The sequence below is a fragment of the Limnobacter sp. genome (assembly GCF_036405155.1).
In the GTDB taxonomy this organism is placed as follows: domain Bacteria; phylum Pseudomonadota; class Gammaproteobacteria; order Burkholderiales; family Burkholderiaceae_B; genus Limnobacter.
In genome coordinates this window covers 123,754-144,525 of record NZ_DASWYD010000010.1, presented here as the reverse complement: position 1 = coordinate 144,525, position 20,772 = coordinate 123,754, and the positions used below count along the sequence as shown (strand labels likewise).

At 56.9% G+C, this 20,772-nt stretch carries 22 protein-coding genes; 16 read left to right on the top strand and 6 right to left on the bottom strand.

Annotated elements, in window-relative coordinates:
* Nucleotides 1-19: 19 nt before the first annotated feature.
* Nucleotides 20-1,357 (bottom strand): tRNA (N6-isopentenyl adenosine(37)-C2)-methylthiotransferase MiaB, encoded by a 1,338-nt coding sequence (gene miaB, locus VGE55_RS14805; protein ID WP_331132438.1) that lies wholly within the window; start codon nt 1,355-1,357, stop codon nt 20-22.
* A gap of 162 nt (nt 1,358-1,519) precedes the next feature.
* On the opposite strand from miaB, the gene coq7 reads away from it, so the two are divergent.
* Nucleotides 1,520-2,170, top strand: coding sequence for a 2-polyprenyl-3-methyl-6-methoxy-1,4-benzoquinone monooxygenase (coq7, locus tag VGE55_RS14800; protein ID WP_331132437.1), 651 nt, complete (start codon nt 1,520-1,522; stop codon nt 2,168-2,170).
* Here coq7 and VGE55_RS14795 read toward each other — a convergent pair.
* Nucleotides 2,167-2,589, bottom strand: coding sequence for an OsmC family protein (locus VGE55_RS14795; RefSeq protein ID WP_331132436.1), 423 nt, complete (start codon nt 2,587-2,589; stop codon nt 2,167-2,169). The two genes, coq7 and VGE55_RS14795, sit on opposite strands and share 4 nt — an antisense overlap.
* A gap of 576 nt (nt 2,590-3,165) precedes the next feature.
* Between VGE55_RS14795 and rplM the strand changes: the two genes are divergently transcribed.
* The 7 genes from rplM (at nt 3,166) to VGE55_RS14760 (ending at nt 7,727) form a co-directional block, all read left to right on the top strand.
* Nucleotides 3,166-3,594: a 50S ribosomal protein L13 gene (gene rplM / locus VGE55_RS14790; protein ID WP_256762504.1), complete on the top strand. Its 429-nt coding sequence runs from the start codon at nt 3,166-3,168 to the stop codon at nt 3,592-3,594.
* An 8-nt stretch (nt 3,595-3,602) separates the two neighbouring features.
* Nucleotides 3,603-3,995 carry a 30S ribosomal protein S9 gene (gene rpsI / locus VGE55_RS14785; protein WP_256762508.1) on the top strand — a complete coding sequence of 131 codons (393 nt, stop codon included), beginning with the start codon at nt 3,603-3,605 and terminating at the stop codon, nt 3,993-3,995.
* Between the two features lie 141 nt (nt 3,996-4,136).
* Nucleotides 4,137-5,180 carry an N-acetyl-gamma-glutamyl-phosphate reductase gene (gene argC, locus VGE55_RS14780; RefSeq protein WP_331132435.1) on the top strand — a complete coding sequence of 348 codons (1,044 nt, stop codon included), beginning with the start codon at nt 4,137-4,139 and terminating at the stop codon, nt 5,178-5,180.
* Nucleotides 5,177-5,908 carry a DUF6776 family protein gene (locus VGE55_RS14775; RefSeq protein ID WP_331132434.1) on the top strand — a complete coding sequence of 244 codons (732 nt, stop codon included), beginning with the start codon at nt 5,177-5,179 and terminating at the stop codon, nt 5,906-5,908. Before argC ends, VGE55_RS14775 begins: the two co-directional genes overlap by 4 nt.
* A 13-nt stretch (nt 5,909-5,921) precedes the next feature.
* Nucleotides 5,922-6,344 (top strand): polymer-forming cytoskeletal protein, encoded by a 423-nt coding sequence (locus VGE55_RS14770; protein ID WP_331132433.1) that lies wholly within the window; start codon nt 5,922-5,924, stop codon nt 6,342-6,344.
* Nucleotides 6,345-6,359: 15 nt separating this feature from the next.
* Nucleotides 6,360-6,710 carry an iron-sulfur cluster insertion protein ErpA gene (gene erpA, locus VGE55_RS14765; protein WP_256762512.1) on the top strand — a complete coding sequence of 117 codons (351 nt, stop codon included), beginning with the start codon at nt 6,360-6,362 and terminating at the stop codon, nt 6,708-6,710.
* 117 nt (nt 6,711-6,827) lie between these two features.
* Entirely contained in the window at nt 6,828-7,727 is a 900-nt protein-coding gene (locus tag VGE55_RS14760) for an AEC family transporter (RefSeq protein WP_331132432.1), read from the top strand.
* On the opposite strand, the gene miaA is transcribed toward VGE55_RS14760, so the two are convergent.
* Genes miaA through tsaE form a run of 4 tightly spaced genes read right to left on the bottom strand, consistent with a single transcriptional unit; the run spans nt 7,715 to nt 12,484 of the window.
* Complete coding sequence (gene miaA / locus VGE55_RS14755; protein ID WP_331132481.1) at nt 7,715-8,671, bottom strand: tRNA (adenosine(37)-N6)-dimethylallyltransferase MiaA; 957 nt, start codon at nt 8,669-8,671, stop codon at nt 7,715-7,717. The genes VGE55_RS14760 and miaA overlap by 13 nt on opposite strands.
* Nucleotides 8,672-8,684: 13 nt before the next feature.
* A complete protein-coding gene (gene mutL, locus VGE55_RS14750; RefSeq protein ID WP_331132431.1) occupies nt 8,685-10,583 on the bottom strand; it encodes a DNA mismatch repair endonuclease MutL in 1,899 nt (632 codons plus the stop codon).
* A gap of 17 nt (nt 10,584-10,600) precedes the next feature.
* Nucleotides 10,601-11,983 (bottom strand): N-acetylmuramoyl-L-alanine amidase, encoded by a 1,383-nt coding sequence (locus VGE55_RS14745; protein WP_331132430.1) that lies wholly within the window; start codon nt 11,981-11,983, stop codon nt 10,601-10,603.
* Nucleotides 11,984-11,998: 15 nt separating this feature from the next.
* Nucleotides 11,999-12,484 (bottom strand): tRNA (adenosine(37)-N6)-threonylcarbamoyltransferase complex ATPase subunit type 1 TsaE, encoded by a 486-nt coding sequence (gene tsaE / locus VGE55_RS14740; protein WP_331132429.1) that lies wholly within the window; start codon nt 12,482-12,484, stop codon nt 11,999-12,001.
* A 2-nt stretch (nt 12,485-12,486) separates the two neighbouring features.
* Here tsaE and queG point away from each other — a divergent pair, with 2 nt between their 5' ends.
* The 8 genes from queG to metW all read left to right on the top strand — a co-directional run bounded on the left by queG (nt 12,487) and on the right by metW (nt 20,771).
* Nucleotides 12,487-13,566: a tRNA epoxyqueuosine(34) reductase QueG gene (gene queG / locus VGE55_RS14735; RefSeq protein ID WP_331132428.1), complete on the top strand. Its 1,080-nt coding sequence runs from the start codon at nt 12,487-12,489 to the stop codon at nt 13,564-13,566.
* 618 nt (nt 13,567-14,184) lie between these two features.
* A complete protein-coding gene (gene gshA / locus VGE55_RS14730; protein ID WP_331132427.1) occupies nt 14,185-15,474 on the top strand; it encodes a glutamate--cysteine ligase in 1,290 nt (429 codons plus the stop codon).
* Nucleotides 15,471-16,436, top strand: coding sequence for a glutathione synthase (gene gshB / locus VGE55_RS14725; protein ID WP_331132426.1), 966 nt, complete (start codon nt 15,471-15,473; stop codon nt 16,434-16,436). Before gshA ends, gshB begins: the two co-directional genes overlap by 4 nt.
* Entirely contained in the window at nt 16,430-16,891 is a 462-nt protein-coding gene (locus tag VGE55_RS14720) for a PTS sugar transporter subunit IIA (RefSeq protein WP_331132425.1), read from the top strand. The genes gshB and VGE55_RS14720 overlap by 7 nt, the downstream gene beginning before the upstream one ends.
* Entirely contained in the window at nt 16,860-17,129 is a 270-nt protein-coding gene (locus tag VGE55_RS14715) for an HPr family phosphocarrier protein (protein WP_331132424.1), read from the top strand. The genes VGE55_RS14720 and VGE55_RS14715 overlap by 32 nt, the downstream gene beginning before the upstream one ends.
* Nucleotides 17,130-17,183: 54 nt before the next feature.
* On the top strand, nt 17,184-18,932 hold the full coding sequence (gene ptsP, locus VGE55_RS14710; protein WP_331132423.1) for a phosphoenolpyruvate--protein phosphotransferase: 1,749 nt from the start codon (nt 17,184-17,186) through the stop codon (nt 18,930-18,932).
* Nucleotides 18,933-18,999: 67 nt separating this feature from the next.
* Nucleotides 19,000-20,157 carry a homoserine O-succinyltransferase MetX gene (metX, locus tag VGE55_RS14705; protein WP_331132480.1) on the top strand — a complete coding sequence of 386 codons (1,158 nt, stop codon included), beginning with the start codon at nt 19,000-19,002 and terminating at the stop codon, nt 20,155-20,157.
* Nucleotides 20,154-20,771 carry a methionine biosynthesis protein MetW gene (gene metW / locus VGE55_RS14700; RefSeq protein ID WP_331132422.1) on the top strand — a complete coding sequence of 206 codons (618 nt, stop codon included), beginning with the start codon at nt 20,154-20,156 and terminating at the stop codon, nt 20,769-20,771. Before metX ends, metW begins: the two co-directional genes overlap by 4 nt.
* Nucleotide 20,772: the final 1 nt, after the last annotated feature.

Here is a 20,772-nt window from a genome sequence, read left to right as displayed (position 1 = left end):
AGGCCGTGGGTGCCACCCACTACCGGACCCCCAGCAACTCCCCACGCAAGGAATGCGGGAACGCCTCCACAATGCGAACTTCCACCATCTGGCCCGCCAGTCTGGGATGTCCGGCAAAATTAACCACCCGATTGCATTCGGTGCGACCGGACAATTCCTCGGGATTTTTCTTGGAAGGCCCTTCCACCAACACGGTTTGGGTGGTGCCCAGCAAAGTCTGGCTGATGTGCGCGGCGTGCGCCTCAATGTGCTTCTGCAAACGGGAAAGGCGCGCCAATTTGGTGGCTTGGTCAACACCGTCTTCCAGATCGGCCGCTGGCGTACCGGGGCGTGGACTGTACACAAACGAAAAGGACGTATCGAAACCCACGGCCTTGATCAAATCCATGGTCTTTTCAAAATCCGCTTCGGTTTCGCCAGGAAAACCCACAATAAAGTCGGAAGACATGGCCAGATTGGGGCGGATTTCACGCAGCTTGCGAATGATGGACTTGTATTCCAATGCCGTGTAACCGCGCTTCATGGCCGCCAGAATCCGATCCGAACCCGCCTGAACCGGCAAATGCAAATGGCTCACCAACTTGGGCAAGCGCGCATAGCAGTCAATCAAGCGTTGTGTGAACTCTTTGGGGTGTGAGGTGGTGAAACGAATACGTTCTACGCCTGGGATTTCATGCACATACTCCAGCAACAGCGCGAAGTCGGCAATTTCGCCATCGGCCATCTTGCCGCGGTAGGCATTCACATTTTGGCCCAGCAAGTTGATCTCTTTCACACCTTGATCAGTCAGGTCCGCCACTTCCGTCAACACATCCTCAAAAGGACGGGAAATTTCCTCGCCCCGGGTGTAGGGCACCACGCAGAAGCTGCAATATTTGCTGCAGCCTTCCATGATGGACACAAAGGCCGTGGCGCCCGTGTTTTTGGCCATGGGAAGACTGTCAAATTTCTCGATTTCCGGAAAAGAAATGTCAACTTGCGGCCGCTGGGTGCTGCGCTTTTTTTCGATCAGCTGGGGCAAGCGGTGCAAGGTTTGCGGTCCGAAGACCACATCCACGTAGGGTGCGCGTTTCACAATCGCCTCGCCTTCCTGGCTGGCCACGCACCCACCCACCCCGATGATCAAATCCGGATTGGATTTTTTCAGGTGCTTGACGCGCCCCAGGTCACTGAACACTTTCTCTTGGGCCTTTTCCCGCACCGAGCAAGTGTTGAACAGGATCACATCCGCTTCTTCGGGGTTGTCCGTGCGGTCCAATCCATCCGATTGGCCCAGAAGATCCGCCATTTTGTCCGAGTCGTACTCGTTCATTTGGCAGCCAAAAGTTTTGATAAACAGCTTTTTTCGAGAAGTCATGGTGTGCCTGCAAATGCCCACCGTGCCCGATAGGCACTGCGTTGCAGCACGGGCGGAAACACGGGGACGTTGTAAATCGTTGCGCGTTGGGTGCGGATTCTACCCGCTCTATTTGCTAAAATGAAGACACACCCGAAAAATCAAGGGATTAGAAGCAGCACCATGGCCTTACCGTTTAACCTTCCCTCTCTGGATGCTTTGTTGGCCGAAGCCGACAAGGCGCTGAAAACCCTCACCGCCACGCCCATCGCGCAACGACGCAACCCGGCCAGAAACCTCAAAGGCGAAGGTGATGTGCTGAATGATCAGGAAAAGTCCCAAGTCATTGGCTTGATGCGCGTGAACCACGTGGGCGAGGTGTGCGCACAGGCCCTGTATCAGGCGCAAGCCTTAAGCAGCACAGACCCAGCCAAAAAGGCGTTGTTTTTGGAAGCCGCCCGCGAGGAAGCAGACCACCTGGCGTGGACTCAAGAACGCCTGGATGAATTGGGCGCACGCCCGAGCCTGCTGAACCCACTGTGGTACGGCGGCGCATTTGCGCTTGGCTTGGTTGCTGGCCAATTGGGTGACAAAGTCAGCCTGGGGTTTATGGCTGAAACCGAAAAACAGGTGGAAAAGCACCTGAACAATCACTTGCAACGACTGCCCGCCGCAGACACTGCATCCCGTGCCATTCTCGAACAGATGAAACAAGATGAAATTGAACATGGCCAATCCGCCATGGCGCACGGCGGGGAACATTTACCCCTTCCGGTGAAAGTGGCCATGACCGCGATGTCCAAGGTCATGACCACATTGGCACAAAAAATTTAGTCTTCCACAATCTCGTGCGTGAAAATCAACTCGGCCGTTTTTCCCAGCATGGCAGAAGCCGAACAATACTTTTCATGCGACAGCTTGATGGCCCTGTCCACCAAATTGGGCTTTAAGCCACGACCCGTCACGGTGAAGTGAAAGTTGATTTTGGTGAACACCTTGGGTTCTTTGTCCGCGCGCTCGGCCGTTAACTTGACGTGGCAATTGCGGACGTCCTGGCCACTTTTCCGCAGAATCAGCACCACATCATAGGCAGTGCAAGCACCCGTGCCCGACAGAACCACTTCCATGGGACGGGGCGCGAGGTTATTGCCGCCGCCATCCACCGCACCGTCCATACAAAACATGTGACCACTGCCTGTGGTGGCCACAAAACTCATGCCCGGCAAACCGGACCAACTGACTTCCGCTTCCATCAATTCACCCTGTAAAAATCACACAATTGTCATTGTGCTATGCACAACAAAACTCCAAACAACACCTGAAAACTCACTCTATTTGAGTAAAGTTTTGTTAAAAATAACCAATGAGTCAGTAATATTTTTATCAAACAATTGATTTTATTGATTATTTTTAAATGACCCGATAATCAACAAAACAGTTGCCAAAATCGGACAGACCTTCAAACCTCTTGCACTGCAACAGAATTATGCCTACAATTGAGCCATAGACGTTGAAGATGTGATGCAGTTGATTTGATCCTCGTCACCCAACGCAAGGTTGTCTCCTCCACCCTCCTCCTTTGGTGGATTTAAACCCAAGCACCTCGGTGCTTGGGTTTTTTTTCGTCTGAATGACGACTTCAAAGAGCCCTGCAAGTGGCCTGACCGCGGCGAACAGCACCAAACGCGAAAAATTTTAACCGAATAATCAAAAGTTTGCTAAAATCGCGGGTTACCTGTTGGGAGAGCCTTTCGACCGGCCTTGGTTTCAAGGTCACAACAAGAGAGGCAACAGGTGAAGTCGTACATTTCAACCCTTAAGGAATAACCATGAAAACCTACTCAGCCAAACCCGGTGAGGTTAAACAAGAGTGGTTTGTGATTGACGGCACCGACAAGGTGCTGGGCCGCGTAGCCAGTGAAGTTGCGCGTCGCCTGCGTGGCAAACACAAACCTGAATTCACACCCCACATCGACACCGGTGATTTCATCATCGTGGTCAATGCCGGAAAACTGCGTGTGACAGGCACCAAAGGCCTGAACAAGAAGTACTTCCGCCACTCCGGTTTCCCCGGCGGCATCTACGAAACAAACTTCGACAAGATGCAGGAACGCTTTCCCGGCCGTGCGCTGGAAAAAGCTGTCAAGGGCATGCTGCCCAAGGGTCCTCTGGGCTACGCAATGATCAAGAAACTCAAGATCTACGCTGAAGCCGAGCACCCGCACTCTGCCCAACAACCCAAGCCGCTTGAAATCTGAGGTGAAGCATGATTGGTGAATACAATTACGGTACCGGTCGCCGCAAAAGCTCGGTTGCACGCGTTTTTATCAAGAAGGGCACAGGCCAGTTCGTTGTGAACGGCAAACCCCTGACTGAATACTTCGCCCGCGAAACTGGCCAGATGGTTGCCCGTCAACCTTTGGTTCTGACTGCCAACGAAGAGAACTTCGACATCATGGTCAACGTTCGTGGTGGTGGTGAAACTGGTCAAGCGGGCGCTGTGCGCCACGGCCTGACCCGTGCACTGATCGACTATGACGCAGAACTGAAACCCACCCTGTCCAAAGCAGGTTTGGTCACACGGGATGCCCGTGAAGTCGAACGTAAGAAAGTTGGTTTGCGTGGCGCCCGCCGTCGCAAACAGTTCTCCAAGCGTTAATACCCCAGGTATTACGACCCACGAGAACTCAGACTCTCATCCAGCCACCCTCCCAGCTGGAGTACAATCAAAAGCCGCACATCTGTGCGGCTTTTTTTCTGTCGGTACTTTTTTGGAATCTTTGGCAATCAAGGGCACGAAATGATCAAAGTGGGCATTGTGGGTGGAACAGGCTACACCGGTTCCGAATTGTTGCGCATCCTGGCGTTACACCCCAAGGTTGAACTCAACGCCATCACATCCCGAGGTGAAGTGGGCCAACCCGTGGCGGACATGTTTCCTGCCCTGCGAAAGCGCGTCAACATTGCTTTTACCGAACCCACCTTTGAATCCTTGAAAGGTTGCGACCTGGTGTTTTTTGCCACACCGCACGGGGTGTGCATGGCACAGGCGGCTGAATTGGTGAATGCAGGCATTCGCGTGGTGGACTTGGGTGCCGACTTCAGACTGAAAAACACCGCCGAATTTGAACAGTGGTATGGCATGCCGCACTCGGAGCCCGCCTTGCTGGAAGAGGCTGTGTACGGCCTGATTGAAGCACATCGAGACGCCGTTAGAAAAGCCCGCTTGGTCGGTCTGGCCGGTTGCTACCCCACCTCAGTTCAATTGGCATTGAAACCGTTGCTGACTGCGGGCGCGCCCTTGATTGATGAAACCAGCATCATCGCCGACTGTAAATCGGGGGTGTCCGGCGCTGGCCGCAAAGCCACAGTCGGTAGCCTGTTTGCAGAGGCGAGCGAGAACTTCAAGGCCTATGGGGTGAGTGGACATCGTCACTTGCCGGAAATCGAGCAAGGATTGGCAATGATTTCAGGCCGCAAGACCCACATCACATTCACGCCACACCTGGTGCCCATGGTGCGCGGCATTCTCGCAACCGTCTACGTCAAACTCAACGAGGCAGGCCAGGCCACTGACCTGCAAGCCCTGTACGAACATCATTACCAACATGAATACTTCGTGGATGTGATGCCCAAAGGTTCACTGCCCGAGACCAAACATGTCCGGGGATCCAATTTTGTGCGCCTGGCCATCCACCGCCCACAGGGGCGGGACACTGCGGTGATATTGGCGACCATCGACAACCTGGTCAAAGGCGCGGCTGGTCAGGCGGTGCAAGCCATGAATGTCATGTTCGACTTGCCCGAGCACCTGGGCCTTGAGCAATTGCCACTGGCCCCGTGAGCAAACTGACCCACAATTTGCGTCGACGCCGAAACCAGCTGAAAACGCTGCTGCCCGGTGTTCAGCGTTCTTCGCGGATTGCGTTTGCAATCGGTCTGGGTTTGGGTTTGATGGTCAGCGTGGCGATTGCCCTGTATGCAAGCCTGGGGCCGCAAAACAACGCCATGCAACGCCTGTTTTCAACACCGGAAGTCAGTGACCTCAATACGCAACTGGACACACTCCGACGGGAAAACCAAGACCTGAAGGACACCGCCGCCCGCTCGGCTGAACTTCAAAAACTGGACGAGGAAGAGCGCGAGAAGCTAAACCTGTTGATCACCAATCTGGAAGGCGAAAATGCCCGCCTGAAGGAAGATCTCGCGTTTTTTGAGGGATTCATACCGGGCAGCCTGGAAGGCGCCATTTCCCTAAAGCGCCTGCAGGTGACCCGGGACACGGTTCCCAACCAATACCGCTACAGGGCCCTGCTGATTCAGGGCAATGACAGCCAACCGGTTAACCTTAAAGTTCAACTTCTGATCAAGACTTTGAACAAAGACAAACCGGCTGTCATCGTGTTACCCTCAAATGCCGGTGCAAAAGATCCCCAATTTGAAATACGCTTGACCCGCTTTTCCAGGGTTGCCGGGACGTTTTCCCTGCCTGAAGGGGCAAAGCTGCAAAGTGTCGAGTTGAGAATATTGGAGGGCGGCACCATTCGGGCCCAATCCAGCACCAAACTGTAAAAGCGAGCACACCATGTTTTCGAAAAAATCCAAACGCATGTTGCCCATCCAGAGCCTGGTGGGTGCTGGCATGCAGATCAAGGGCGACATGAAGTTCAAGGGTGGCCTGCGCATTGATGGCGAGGTGGACGGCAATGTGGTGGCCGAAGAAGGGGCCAAGTCCCTCCTCGTGATCTCCGAGACGGGCCGAGTCAATGGCAGCGTGCGAGTTGGGCATGTGGTGGTCAGTGGTCACATTGTGGGGCCGATTGAGGCCAAAGAACTTCTGGAACTCCACCCTTCCGCAAATGTCTCAGGTGACGTAAGATACAAGGCATTGGAGATGCATCCCGGCGCAGTCGTGGATGGTACTTTGCATCACGAGCAAGATGACTCTGCCCCCGCGAAACTGGCCTTGGCCAGCAGCAAGGCAGGATCTGGCAGTAAACAGGCTTAAATTAGGCAGGACACCATGGAAGCAACCACAGAACAACCTAGCGTTTTGGTATTCACCGACGCGGCCGCCGCCAAAGTGCGGGACTTGATCAACGAGGAAGGCAACCCCAACCTGAAACTGCGCGTATTCGTGCAGGGCGGTGGGTGCTCTGGCTTTCAATATGGCTTTACCTTTGATGAAGACGTCAATGAAGACGACACGACACTGGACAAGGGTGGCGTGACCTTGTTGATCGATTCCATGAGCTTTCAGTACCTGACTGGCGCGGAAATCGACTACAAGGAAGACCTGAACGGCGCCCAATTCGTGATCAAGAATCCGAATGCAACCACCACCTGCGGTTGTGGTTCATCCTTCTCGGTCTAAAAGGCAGTTGCAATACTCGGTGTTAACCGGTATTGCTGAAGACAGCAAAGCCCACCACACTGGTGGGCTTTTCAATTGGTGGGCTGCCCACAAGGCAAACTCAGACACCCAAACACCGTGAACCCACTGCTGCTGTTCCCAGACTTCGCATTGATCGCGCTGGGGTACCTCCTCAAACGCCACTGGATGCCGTCCCCAGCCTGGGTCACCATCGAAAAACTGGTGTATTTCGTCCTCTTTCCCTGCCTGCTGTTTCATTCGGTGGCCAGCAGCCCGGTCGACTTGAGCACCGTGGGCCCCTTCGCACTGGGTGGCCCAGTGGTCATCGCAGCCAGTTTTATCGCAGGGTGGGCAGGTCGCTACATCAGCCCCATGGGCCGGGTGGATTTTGCCTCCGGATTGCAAACAGCCTACCGGTTCAATTCCTACATTGGCCTGGCCCTGGCCAGCCGCTTGGGTGGACCTGAGGGGGTGGCCAACCTGGCCATTTTGCTGGCCCTGGGTGTGCCTCTGTGCAATATGCTGGCGGTGGGCTCCATGAGCCGGGGCAATGTGTGGGGCGTGCTGCGCGAAATTGTGCGAAATCCGCTGATTATTGGCACCGTGCTGGGTTTGCTGGCAAAGTTGCTGAACCTGGAAGTGCCCCACCCTGTTCAACTCACCCTGGAACGCCTTGCGCAGGCCGCTGTGGCCTTGGGGTTGCTGGCGGTGGGTGCTGGCTTGGTATTCTCGGGTTTGCGCGGCCATTGGCCGGTTTCCCTGTGGTGGTTAGGTCTGAAGTTGATCGCGTCACCCGCACTGGCACTGGCCTATGCACACTGGATGCAATTGCCAATCGAACAAACCCGCATTTTGCTGGCGTTTTCGGCACTGCCCAGCGCATCCAGCGCATACATATTGGCGGCACGCATGGGTGGGAATGCGCCCTTGGTGGCTTGCCTCATTTCACTGTCCACAGTCGGCGCTGCTTTCACCCTGCCCGGGGTGTTTTCATTGGCCCAACCTTACTTGCATTGAAGCAAAGCATCCACCGTGCTGTGCAGCCAGGGCTTGGCCAATTCCAGCCAGTTGGGCTGCAAAGGGTCCACGGTGGTTTTGTTGGGCATGGACCGCAGCCAGGTGATTTGGCGTTTGGCCAGTTGTCGGGTGGCGGCCACGCCTTTGTCGACCATGGTGGAATGATCAACCTCACCATCCAGGTATTCCCACACCTGCCGATAGCCCACACACCGCATGGATGGCATGGTGGTGTTCAAGACATAACGCTGCCGAAGTGACACCACCTCGTCAATGAAGCCCGAGTTCAACATTTGCACAAAACGCTCCGCAATGCGGGTGTGCAACACAGCGCGATCGCCGGGTTCAATCGCCAGTGTGGGCAGGCTCAAGCGCTGAGCCTGATCCCGCTTGTGAAAGGCTGACAAGGGCTGCCCGGTGAGCAAATACACCTCCATGGCGCGTTGCAGGCGTTGCGAGTCATTCGGCTTTAGCCGCGCCGCGGTGATTGGGTCTACCTTGGCCAATTCCGCATGCACATGGGGCCAGCCCAACTGGTTGGCATCGGCCTCAATCCTGGTGCGAATGGCGGCATCGGCCTTGGGCAAATCATCCAGCCCTGCCACCAGTGCTTTGTAATACATCAGGGTGCCACCGAGAATCACAGGCACCTTCCCACGCTGCCGTATGTCGGCGATCAAGCCATGACAAGCGGTGAGGAAATCGGCCGCACTGAACGTTTCTTCCGGCGAGATGATGTCGATCAAGTGGTGCGGGACCACGGCCAGTTCCTGTGGACTTGGCTTGGCTGTTCCAATGTCCATGTCGCGAAACACCAGCGCTGAATCGAGGCTGATGATTTCAATCGGAAAGCCCTGCTGGGCCAACCACACACCCAAGGCGGATTTTCCGCTGGCCGTGGGCCCCACAATCGCCAAGGCGGGAATATCAAAGGGCATGCCCATGTGCATCACCCCTTCATTGGCCACGCAAAAACCACTTGTCCATCTCGCCCAATGAAAACAGCCGCCAGGTGGGCCTGCCGTGGTTGCACTGGTCCGAACGCTCGGTGCGTTCCATGGCCCGCAGCAAGGCGTTCATTTCAGGAATGGTCAATTTTCGATTGGCCCGCACCGCCGTGTGGCAGGCCAAGCCGGCCAGCCATTCATTGCGTTGCCGCTCCAAGACATGGGCCACGCCATACTGGTGCAAATCCTCCAGCCATTGCTGAATAAGCGCCGACACATCCTGCCCCGCCAGCATGGTGGGCATAGCCCGCACAGCCACTTCCTGGGCTGACAGCAAACTGAGCCGGAAGCCCATTTGGTCCCACAGTGACTGCCCTTGTTCAACTTCGCTGGCCAGTCGTGGGTCGATCTGCACCAGCAACGGCACCAACAACTCTTGGGAAGAGATGGACTGACGCTGGTCCAACGCCTGCTTGAATTGTTCATACAACACACGTTCATGGGCAGCGTGCATGTCAACCACCACCATGCCGTCTGGACGCAGCGCCAGCACATACACACCATGTACCTGCGCAATGGCTTGCCCCAAATATTCCTCAGGCTCATCGCGTGAGCCTGAACTGGGCACAGGGTTTTCAACCGGACGAACCTCAGGCCGTGGCGGCACCTGAAGTGGTTTGTCCAATGGGCGATACGCCGCCAAGTAATCCGCCAAGGCCTCTTGCGCCATACCCGGGTTGGCAGACCCTTCACGGTTAAATGGCAACACACCTGATTTGGGTTGAACCCGCACAACCGGTTGACTGCCCGCATGGCCAGTAGATCGCCAGGCCACTGTAGCGGCGACAGATTGGGACGGTTCAGACTGGGTTTCATGGACCGCCTCGGCAATCCGTTCACTCAGTGGCACCGTTGCCCTGGAAGGCGCCAACACCGATTGAATGGCCTGCCGCACCCATTGGTGCACAGCCCGGGCATTGCGAAAACGCACCTCGGTTTTGGCGGGGTGTACGTTTACATCCACCTCAGCGGCAGGCAGGCTTAAAAACAGCACGAACGCCGGGTATTTGTCCCCATGCAACACGTCTTCATAGGCGGAGCGCACGGCATGGTTAATCAGCTTGTCGCGCACAAAACGGCCATTGACGTAAAAGAACTGCATGTCGCCCTTGCCCCGGGCCGAGTCGGGCAATCCCACCGCACCATGCAAGCGCATATCTCCTGCTTCCACATCAATCGGCTTGGATTGACCATCGGCCAATGCGTCGAGGATGCTGAATACGCGGGTGCTCCACGGCATGGCCTGGTGACGGCTGTGCAATTTGCCGTCCCGATACACCAGCCAACTGACGGCCGGATTGGCCAGGGCCATGCGCTTGACGACATCCAGACAATTAAAAAATTCGGTCTGTTCGGTTTTTAAAAACTTCCGCCGTGCTGGCGTGCTGAAATACAGCGACTGAACATCCACCGTGGTGCCTGGTGCGTTGGCTGACGGCTCAATGTGCCAGCCACCCGAGAGATTGTGGATGCTGTAGGCGCAGTCTTGACCGTTGGGAAAACTGGTCAACGTGAACTGGCTGACGGAAGCGATAGACGCCAAGGCCTCGCCCCGGAAGCCCAGGCTCATGACCTGCTCCAGCTCGTCCAGCGACTGGATTTTGGAGGTGGCGTGGCGTGTAACCGCCAGCATCAACTCATCACGCGGAATACCCCTGCCGTTGTCCTGAATACAAATGCGTTGAATGCCCCCGCCATCGATTCGAACCGTGATCTCAGTGGCACCAGCATCCAGTGCGTTTTCAAGCAGTTCTTTCACGACCGACGCGGGACGGTCCACCACTTCGCCAGCGGCGATTTGGCTGATCAAGACATCGGGAAGAAGGGCAATGGGGCGGGCAGAAGTCATGCCCCATTATAGGATACTCAGGTGAGGCGACGGGCCACTGGCGGGTTCTTGGCGAAGTACTGGGCAATGCCTGCGGCAATCGCTTGCGCAATTTTTTTCTGGTGGTCCGGGTCGTTCAGCTTCTTCTCTTCTTCCGGATTGCTGATGAATGCAGTTTCCACCAGGATGGACGGGATGTCCGGTGCCTTCAACACCGCAAAACCCGCTTGCTCTACTTCGGCTTTGTGCAGCCGGTGAATTTTGCCGATTTTGCCCAACACGGCACTGGCCAGCTTGATGCTGTCATTGATTTGCGCGGTGGTGGACAGGTCGAGCAACACCTTGGCCAATTGGTTGTCTGCGCCCTTGATGTTGACCCCACCAATCAGGTCAGACGAGTTTTCCTTGTTGGCCAGCCACTTGGCTGCTGTGCTGGACGCACCACGCTCGGACAGCACAAACACGGAAGACCCGCTGGCGGTGGGCTTCACGAAGGCATCGGCATGAATTGACACAAACAGGTCGGCATTCACGCTGCGGGCCTTCTGAACCCGTGTGCCCAGCGGCACGAAGAAGTCACCATTGCGGGTCAACATGGCCCGCATGCCGGGCATGCTGTCGATTTCCTCTTTCAACAACTTGCCGATGGACAACACCACATGCTTTTCATAGGAGCCTGAATTGCCGACAGCTCCCGGGTCTTCACCACCATGACCAGGGTCAATGGCCACGGTGATCACCCGCTTCACCTCCAGGCCCTTGCCGGGCTTCTCGGTAGCCTTGTCACTGGATTTATCGGCCAACTTTTCCGGGGTTTTCTCTACAGCTTTGTCAGCAGGCTTTTCAGCCACCACCGCCGGTTTGCTGGCTTTGCTGCCGGCCTGGCCTTCCGCCATGCGAATGGCGCGGGCAATTTCATCTTCTTTGGTGGAAGGTTCGGCTGCGGCCGCCTCCTCGGGCTTGTTGACCAAAGCCATCAACGGGTCGGCGGGCTTTTGGGGGTAGAAATCCACCACAAACCGGTTTTGGTAGGTAGCCACTGGGTCGATGTTGAATATCTCGGGCCGGACCGGTGCTTTCAAGTCGAATACGATACGCACCGTGCTGGCATCGAATTGACCAACACGGATTTGCTGCACGTAGGGGTCGTCGGCCTTGAGTCTGGATGTCAGCTCTTTGAGTGTTTTGTCCAGACGCATGTCCAGAATATCCACCACCATGCGGTGTGGGTTGTCGACCAAAAAGAATTTGTATTTGAGCGGTCCCTCGTGTTCGAGTGTGACGCGGGTGTAGTCGTCGGCAGGCCACAGGCGAACATCCACAAACCGCACCTGCCCCACTGCCCAAGCGTCTGTGGGCAGCAGCTTTAACAGAAATCCGGCAGTGGCTGTTTTCAGCAAATCTCGGCGTGTGATGCTCATCGTTTTTCCCCGTGTTCAGGCCAAATGGCCCAACACCTGCTCTCCCCGTTCAGTGTGCGCGGTCACCGTGATCACCCGGGCTGTGGTGGGCACGTCGGCCTCAGTGGCTGAAGGGCCGTACACCAGCTCGAAAGCCAGATCGGCCAACGGCAGCAACCCAGCCGCTTTGTCAGGCCATTCAACCAGGCAAACCGCTTGTTCGTCGAAATAATCCCGGAAACCCGATTCTACCCACTCATTCTGATCGAAGAAACGATAAAAATCAAAATGATACACAGGGTAATTCGAGAGATTGTAAGGTTCTACCAACGCGTAGCTGGGGCTTTTGATGGGCCCGGCTACACCCAAGGCGCGAAGATACGCCCTGACCAAGGCGGATTTGCCAGCGCCCAGCGGACCGCTCAGGGTGATGCACAGCGGGGCGCAGACGTGCTGCGCGAGCTTTTCGCCTACACTACGGGTTGCAGCCTCATCGGGGCATTCAATGCGTATGGTTTTCATGCATGTCTGATCTGGAACAACAACACTGGGCGCTGATTCAAGCGGCGGCGCAACGCCAGGGGCTGACTGCGCTTGGGGTTAGCGACACCAACCTGCAAGCCTGTGAACCACACCTGACCGCCTGGCTAAACAACGGCATGCACGGCGAAATGGCCTACATGGCCCGCCACGGCACTGCGCGCTTGAACCCGAACCTTCTTCTGGAAGGGACGATCCGCATCGTATCACTCCGCATTCCCTACGTGCCCAACAATACGCTGACTGCGCACGGTGACAGCGATTTCACCGATCAAACGCTGCAGGCGGTTCACGACCCAAGCCACCCATACATCAGCCTGTATGCACGGGGCCGGGACTACCACAAGGTGATTCGCAAGGCGCTTCAGCGGTTCATGACCGACGTGCATGCCCAAGTGGGCCATTTGGGCTACCGGGTTGCAGTGGACAGCGCCCCAACCCCCGAAGTGGAAATTGCGCGAAAAGCCGGACTGGGGTGGCGCGGCAAACACACGCTGTTGATTCACCCCAAAGAAGGGTCGCTGTTTTTTCTGGGTGAAGTATTCACCAACCTGCCCTTGCCACTGACCGGTGAATACACGGACGAGCATTGCGGCACCTGCACACGGTGCATGACCGCATGCCCCACGCAAGCCATTGTGGCGCCCTATTCCGTGGACGCGCGGCGCTGTATTTCCTACCTGACCATTGAACACGACAGTGCAATACCCCTTGCGCTGCGCCCGGCCATGGGCACCCGAATCTACGGCTGCGACGATTGCCAATTGGTGTGCCCGTGGAACAAGTTTTCGAAGCCAACTGTGTTTGCCGACTTTGAAGCGCGCCCGATGTTTGCGAAAGCCGATTGGGCTGAATTGATGGGTTGGACGGAACAGGAATTTCTTCAACACACCGAAGGCACTGCGATACGGCGAATCGGCTATCGCCGTTTTCGACGTAACCTCGCGGTGGCTGCAGGCAATGCACAGGGGGTGGCCGGTATTCCCGAATTGTTGCGGCGCATGCGAGACGGGGCGGATGATTTTCTCAAAGAACACATTGATTGGGCGCTGGCGCAGCATTAATTAGGACGCCGTTCGGAATGGCCTAAGGAATGGCTCAGTTTCGCGGCACAGCGCGGTCACGCCCCTTAGCGACGGTCCATTGGTATTTCCCTCGCTGAGCCTCACGATCGCTGAGGTCGCCCCTCCAAAAAGCGAGTCGGGATCGACCTCTGAACTTGCGCAAGGCAAGTTCATCGCGCCTGTTTGTCACGCTCGGGCCAATGGCCCTGACTGTCGCTGCAGGGGAGGTGAACCGCGCAGGCCGCTCCAAGTTGCACCAGTGTCATGCCCTCAGCAATGCCGGTGTGCCCGGCGCCGAACAGTCAGCCTCCCCGATCGGCTTGACCCGCAGTGCATTCGAACACACGGACCGAGATGTCTGAGCCACGCAGTGGCGAGTTCTCGGGACGGTTCGACATGCGCGGGGCAACCTTTACATTCGGGGGGCGTTCGGACCGGGCTACCGGTGTTGCTGGGGGCTATCAATAGGCACAGGCTACCGGCGTTGCTGGGGGCAACCAAAAAGCACGGGCGGCCATACCAAGCTAGGGCTAATCCTGATCCCGAGTTGCGGTGCACAACGCCACGCCACCCGAAAGCGCATTACACTTGCCAACAGTGCATTACTTTGGAAAGACAATGGTTCCCCACCTGGTCACCGCGCTCAGCGGTCCTTTGCAGGACCTCGAAAAACGCTTTCTCGACAAAACCACCGAAATTGAGCGGTGGTTCCGCATGGCCTGGAACGACAACACGCCCCCTTTCTACAGCTCTGTGGATGTGCGCAACTCGGGCTTCAAACTCGCCCCCGTGGACACCAATCTGTTTCCGGGTGGTTTCAACAACCTGGCCCCCGAAATGATGCCGCTGGCCATTCAAGCAGCGCTCAGTGCCATCGAGCGCATTTGCCCCGAGGCCAAAAGCATGGTGCTGGTGCCCGAGCGCCACACACGCAATACGTTTTACCTCACCAATGTGGCCCGCTTGGCAGCCATTCTGAAACAAACCGGGTTGGACATTCGTCTGGGTTCCGTCTCCGAAGAAATCACCGAGCCCACCCGCTTCGAGTTGCCCGATGGGCAAAGCCTGTTGATTGAACCCTTGCAACGCAAAGGCAACCGCGTGGGTGTCGATGGTTTGGAGCCTTGTGCAGTGCTGCTCAACAATGACCTCTCCGCGGGCGTGCCGCCTGTGTTGCAGGGCCTGAATGGCCAGATTGTGGTGCCGCCTGTGCATGCTGGCTGGGCCACACGCCGCAAAAGCACGCACTTTCAGTGCTACAACAACGTGGTGGATTCCTTTGCCGACATGCTCGAAATCGACCCCTGGTTGATCAACCCGTATTTCACGCAGCGCGGCCAGTTGAATTTTCACGAGCGAGTGGGGGAGGAGTCGCTGGCCGAGGCAGTCAACGATATTCTTTCCAAGACCCGCGCCAAGTACGCTGAGTACGGCATCACCGAGCAGCCTTATGTGGTGGTGAAGGCCGATGCGGGCACCTATGGTATGGGAATCATGACCGTGAAGGACGCATCGGAAGTGGTTGGCCTCAACCGCAAACAGCGCAACAAAATGTCGGTGGTGAAAGAGGGTCTGGAAGTATCTGACGTACTGATTCAAGAGGGTGTGCACACCTTCGAAAGCATCGACGAAGCGGTGGCCGAGCCCGTGGTGTACATGATCGACAAGTATGTGGTGGGTGGTTTTTACCGGGTGCACACTGGTCGTGGTCGCGATGAAAACCTCAATGCACCCGGTATGCATTTTGTACCCTTGGCGTTTGAGTCGCCCTGCAACACTCCCGATTGCGCCGATCGCCCCGACGCGGCTGTGAACCGGTTCTATGCCTACGGCGTGATTGGTCGCCTGGCGGCGCTGGCTGCCTCACAGGAAATTGAAGCGACAGTACCGACGGAGCTCATCGCATGAGCCTGAAAACATTCGTCTGTGTGATTGATCCGCTGGCGTCGCTGAATCCCAAAAAAGATTCATCCATCGCCATGATGGAGGCTGCGCAAGCCCGAGGCTGGCGCATCGGTGTGATCGAGGATGGCGGTTTGTGGTGGAAGCACGGCGAATGTGTGCGGGCCACAGTCAGCTGGATTGCGATTGATCGAAGCCAGAAGCCCTGGTACACCGTGCAAAGCACCAGCACGGTGGCGCTCAAAGAATTGTCCGCAGTGGTGATGCGCAAAGACCCACCGTTTGATGCCGAGTTTGTAACCTCCACCTGGTTGCTGGAACAAGCCGAGCGGGAAGGTGCGCGGGTGTTTAACAAGCCCTCCGCCATTCGGGACCACAACGAGAAATTCACCATTGCCCAATTTGCCCAGTTTGTGGTGCCCACCCTGGTGTCCCGCAATGCAGACCAGTTGCGAGGGTTTTTGGAAGAGCACCCGGATGCGATTGCCAAGCCGCTGGACGGCATGGGGGGGGCGTCCATTTTTCGCATGACCAAAGGCGACCCCAACACGGGCGTGATTCTGGAGACGCTGACAGAGCACGGCCGCAAAACCGCGATGATCCAACGCTACATTCCTGAGATTGTGGATGGCGACAAGCGGGTGTTGCTGATTGATGGTGAGCCGGTGCCCTATTGCCTTGCCCGCCTGCCCAAAGAAGGCGAGCACCGTGGCAACCTGGCGGCTGGTGGCACAGGCCGAGCCCAGCCACTGTCAGACACGGACCGCCACATTGCCGAAACCCTGGGGCCCATTCTCAAAGCCCGTGGCCTGTTGTTGGTTGGTTTGGACGTCATTGGTCAAAACCTGACCGAAGTCAATGTCACCAGTCCGACCTGTTTCCGCGAAATCATGGACCAAACCGGGTTTAATGTCGCCGGCATGTTCGTGCAGGCAGTGGAGCGCAAGCTCGGGGCGGCAACATGCTAGGCCTGGTGTTGGTTGGCCATGCCCCCTTGGGGCAGGCGACGGTCGATGTGATGAACCACATCCTGGGGCAAGTGCCCACGGGTATCGCGGTGGTGGATGTCAAGGCGGATGACGACCTCGATTACACCGTATTGCGTATTCAGCAGGCCGCCAAGGATGTTCAGGAAGGCGATGGCGTTGTATTCCTCACCGACCTGTTTGGCGCCACGCCGTCCAACGCCGCAGTCAAGGCCAGCGAGGGTCTGGGCTTTCCATCCGTGTTGGTGGCAGGCTGCAGTGTGCCCATGCTGATTCGCGCCCTAAGCTACCGCAACTTGCCGATTCACGACGTGGCTGAGAAACTGGTGATGGGGGGGCGCAATGGCATTGTGAGCACTGGCCCCACCACACCGCAACGACAAACCAACAACCCAGCACCTCACCATGATTCAGCAAGAGATCACCATCAGCAATAAGCTGGGCCTGCATGCCCGGGCCTCGGTCAAGTTGACGCAGACCGCCAGCCGCTTTCAATCCGATGTCTGGATTTCAAAAGCAGGCCGCCGTGTCAACGCAAAAAGCATCATGGGCGTCATGATGCTGGCGGCCGGAAAGGGCCACGACGTGTTGCTGGAGGCCGAGGGCAGCGATGAAGCCGATGCCGTGGCAGCCTTGGTGGCCCTGATCAACGACAAGTTTGGCGAAGGCGAATAAACAACAATTAAAAGGGTAGCCCACACAGGTTGCCACTCAGAAGATGGAGCAGACATGACCCTGGCCTTGCATGGCATCGCAGTGTCACGCGGAATCGCGGTGAGCCGAGCCCTGGTGTGGGACACGGCCATGCGGGACATTCCGCGCAATCGCATTGACAAAAAGTCCGTGCGGTTCGAGAAAAAGCGGTTTGAACTCGCGGTCAAGCGTGTGATGGAGGAACTCACCGACATCCGTGCCCAAATCGGCACCGATTCACCGGCCGAGTTCGATGCCCTGCTCAATCTGCACAGTCTCATTCTGCAAGACCCGATTTTGTCCGAGGTCCCCAAGGACCTGATTGCCAGCAAGCTCATCAATGCCGAATGGGCCTTGGTGGAGCAAATGGATGTATTGCTGGCGCAGTTCGCCGCCATTGAAGACGACTATTTCCGCGAACGCAATGCGGATGTGCGCCAAGTGGTGGAACGGGTATTGAAAGCCTTGCGCGGCCATGCCACCTCATTGCCCCTGCCGCCCGAGGGCGAAAACGAAGACCCTTGGCTGATTGTGGCGCATGACATTTCCCCAGCCGACATGGTGCAGCTGAAGGGCCGCCGCGTGGGTGCGTTCGTGACTGAATTGGGTGGTGCAACCTCTCACACCGCCATTGTGGCGCGTAGCCTGGGTATTCCAGCGGTGGTGGGCGTGCCCCGTGCACTGGAATTTGTGCACAACGGTGACCTGGTGGTGGTGGACGGCAAGGTCGGTGCTGTGTTTCTCGACCCTGCGCAGGCTGTCATCGACGAATACCAACGCAAGCAGGCCATCCTGGCCCTGTCCCGTCAGCGCCTCAAACGCCTCATCACCACCGAGGCCAAAACCCAGTGTGGCCGCCGGGTTCACCTCATGGCCAACATCGAGCTGCCCAACGACGTTGAGCGCGTGGTGGAGTCCAATGCCGATGGCGTCGGTTTGTTCCGTTCCGAGTTCCTGTTCATGAACCGCAAAGACTGGCCTTCTGAGGACGAACAGTTTGAGGCCTATCGCAAGGTCATCAAGGCCATGAAGGGCCGACCCGTGACGGTGCGCACACTCGATTTGGGCGCAGACAAAACCCTGCAGCTGGAAGGCGGCAGCAGTGCACCGCCCACCTCCAGCTCAACAGCGCTGGGCCTGCGGTCCATCCGGTTCAGTCTGGCCGAGCCGGCTGTCTTCTTGACCCAAATTCGCGCTGTGCTGCGGGCTGCCAAGTACGGGCCTGTCAAGATTTTGCTGCCCATGCTGACCAACATCCGCGAAACCAAGCAAGCCTTGGCCTACATCGACCTGGCCCGAGAACAATTGGCCGAGCGGCGTATTCAGGCAGTTCAGACGGTGCCCATCGGCGGCATGATCGAAGTCCCTGCGGCCGCGCTGTGCGTGCCCCAATTCCTGAAATACCTGGATTACGTGTCGATTGGCACCAACGACCTCATCCAGTACACCTTGGCGGTGGACCGGGTGGACAACCAGGTGGCCCACCTGTACGACCCCCTGCACCCGGCCGTGTTACGCCTGGTCTATGAGGTCATTCAGAGCGCTGAAAAGGCTGGTGCCGAAGTCAGTGTTTGTGGCGAAATGGCGGGCGACATTCGCCTGACCCGCCTGTTGTTGGGCATGGGGCTCACGCAGTACTCCATGCACCCATCCCAACTGCTCGATGTGAAAGAACTGCTCCTGAAAACCGATTTTGAAGAAACCCAGAAACTGGTCAAACGAATTGCCCGGGGTTTCGAGATTGATAAAATTGACGCCTTGATGCGCCTGCTGCATGAAGAGTGATGCCCTCACCGGCGAAAATTCTCAATAAGCGATTTATACTCAAAGGCTTGCAACCGCGGTTGCCCACCTGTTTTTAGTCCGATTCACCGTGCCTGATCCACAATCCGTGGGGTATGTCACCCCCACCGAATTTCATTTCGACGAGCCCTTGTTGCTCGAATGCGGCAAATCCATCCAGCAATACAGCTTGATGGTGGAAACCTATGGCACCTTGAATGCAGACAAATCCAATGCTGTACTCATTTGCCATGCGCTCAATGCATCCCACCATGTGGCGGGCTTGTACGAGGGCGAAGACAAAAGCACGGGCTGGTGGGACAACATGATAGGCCCCGGCAAACCGCTGGACACCAACCGGTTTTTTGTCATTGGCGTGAACAACCTCGGTTCCTGCTTTGGTTCTACTGGCCCGAGTTCCATCAATCCATCCACTGGCAAGCCCTATGGCGCCGATTTCCCCTTTGTCACGGTTCAGGACTGGGTCAATGCCCAAGCCCGCCTGGCCGATCGCATGGGTATTCAGCGGTTTGCGGCCGTCATGGGCGGAAGCTTGGGCGGCATGCAGGCCCTGCAATGGAGCCTGAGTTACCCGGACCGGGTGGCCCATTGCATGGTGATTGCGTCCACACCCAAGCTGAGCGCGCAAAACATCGCCTTTAACGAGGTGGCGCGCCAGGCCATCGTCTCCGACCCAGACTTCCACGGCGGCAATTATTACGAGCATGGCGTGGTGCCCAAGCGAGGCCTGCGTTTGGCCCGCATGATTGGTCACATCACTTACCTGTCAGGCGATGACATGTCCGAGAAGTTTGGCCGCAACCTGCGAAATGGCGACTACAACTACGGCCTGGATGTGGACTTTCAGGTGGAAAGTTACCTGCGTTACCAGGGCGACAAGTTTGCGGATTACTTCGATGCCAACACCTACCTGCTGATCACCAAGGCCCTGGATTATTTTGACCCTGCGCGCCACACCGGTGGTGACCTGGCCAAAGCCTTGCAGGCAGCCAAAGCCCGCTTTCTGCTGGTCAGCTTTACCACCGACTGGCGTTTTGCCCCGGAGCGTACTCGCGAAATTGTGGAAGCTTTGATGGCCAACCATCGGGATGTTAGTTATGCCGAAATTGATGCACCCCATGGACATGACGCATTCCTGCTGACGGACGAGCGTTATCACACCGTGGTGCGCCGGTATTTTGAGCGGATTGCCAAGGAGCTGTCATGAAAGGCACACCAAGCTTGCCGATTGTGGTGCCCCGGGCCGACCTCGACCTGATCGAATCCTGGGTTCCGCAGGGCGCGCGCGTGCTCGACCTGGGTTGTGGCGATGGGTCCTTTCTGGCCCGTTTAAAACAGACCCGCGGTGTCACCGGTTATGGCGTGGAAATTGACGACCTCAAGGTGCAGCAGTCCATCCAGAATGGTGTCAACGTGATTCAGCAGGACCTGGAGGCGGGTCTGGCCATGTTTGACGACCAAACCTTCGACGTGGTCATCCTCTCGCAAACCTTGCAGGCCATGCGCAACACCGAAATCATCCTGAAGGAAATCGGTCGGGTGGGCCGCGAGGGCATCGTGTCCTTCCCCAATTTTGGCCACTGGTTCCATGTGTGGTCCATTGCACTGGGCCGCATGCCGGTGTCCAAGCAAATGCCTTATCAGTGGTACGACACGCCCAACATCCACCTGTGCACCGTCAAAGACTTCGAAGCCCTGGTCAGTCAAATCGGGTTTACCGTGTTGGGCAAGCGCCTGTTTCTGGATGGGCAGGCGGTTGATTTTCTGGGGGCCCTGCGCAGCACCTTGGCCGTGTATCGCTTCAAGCCGCGGTTTGTGTAAG

Coding starts and splice junctions, on each gene's coding strand:
- VGE55_RS14770 (WP_331132433.1), top strand. CDS start 5,922: ATGTTTTCGAAAAAATCCAAACGCATGTTGCCCATCCAGAGCCTGGTG.
- gshA (WP_331132427.1), top strand. CDS start 14,185: ATGGTTCCCCACCTGGTCACCGCGCTCAGCGGTCCTTTGCAGGACCTC.
- VGE55_RS14745 (WP_331132430.1), bottom strand. CDS start 11,983: ATGAGCATCACACGCCGAGATTTGCTGAAAACAGCCACTGCCGGATTT.
- tsaE (WP_331132429.1), bottom strand. CDS start 12,484: ATGAAAACCATACGCATTGAATGCCCCGATGAGGCTGCAACCCGTAGT.
- coq7 (WP_331132437.1), top strand. CDS start 1,520: ATGGCCTTACCGTTTAACCTTCCCTCTCTGGATGCTTTGTTGGCCGAA.
- VGE55_RS14795 (WP_331132436.1), bottom strand. CDS start 2,589: ATGGAAGCGGAAGTCAGTTGGTCCGGTTTGCCGGGCATGAGTTTTGTG.
- miaA (WP_331132481.1), bottom strand. CDS start 8,671: ATGGGCATGCCCTTTGATATTCCCGCCTTGGCGATTGTGGGGCCCACG.
- rplM (WP_256762504.1), top strand. CDS start 3,166: ATGAAAACCTACTCAGCCAAACCCGGTGAGGTTAAACAAGAGTGGTTT.
- mutL (WP_331132431.1), bottom strand. CDS start 10,583: ATGACTTCTGCCCGCCCCATTGCCCTTCTTCCCGATGTCTTGATCAGC.
- erpA (WP_256762512.1), top strand. CDS start 6,360: ATGGAAGCAACCACAGAACAACCTAGCGTTTTGGTATTCACCGACGCG.
- VGE55_RS14720 (WP_331132425.1), top strand. CDS start 16,430: ATGCTAGGCCTGGTGTTGGTTGGCCATGCCCCCTTGGGGCAGGCGACG.
- rpsI (WP_256762508.1), top strand. CDS start 3,603: ATGATTGGTGAATACAATTACGGTACCGGTCGCCGCAAAAGCTCGGTT.
- queG (WP_331132428.1), top strand. CDS start 12,487: ATGTCTGATCTGGAACAACAACACTGGGCGCTGATTCAAGCGGCGGCG.
- miaB (WP_331132438.1), bottom strand. CDS start 1,357: ATGACTTCTCGAAAAAAGCTGTTTATCAAAACTTTTGGCTGCCAAATG.
- gshB (WP_331132426.1), top strand. CDS start 15,471: ATGAGCCTGAAAACATTCGTCTGTGTGATTGATCCGCTGGCGTCGCTG.
- ptsP (WP_331132423.1), top strand. CDS start 17,184: ATGACCCTGGCCTTGCATGGCATCGCAGTGTCACGCGGAATCGCGGTG.
- VGE55_RS14715 (WP_331132424.1), top strand. CDS start 16,860: ATGATTCAGCAAGAGATCACCATCAGCAATAAGCTGGGCCTGCATGCC.
- metW (WP_331132422.1), top strand. CDS start 20,154: ATGAAAGGCACACCAAGCTTGCCGATTGTGGTGCCCCGGGCCGACCTC.
- argC (WP_331132435.1), top strand. CDS start 4,137: ATGATCAAAGTGGGCATTGTGGGTGGAACAGGCTACACCGGTTCCGAA.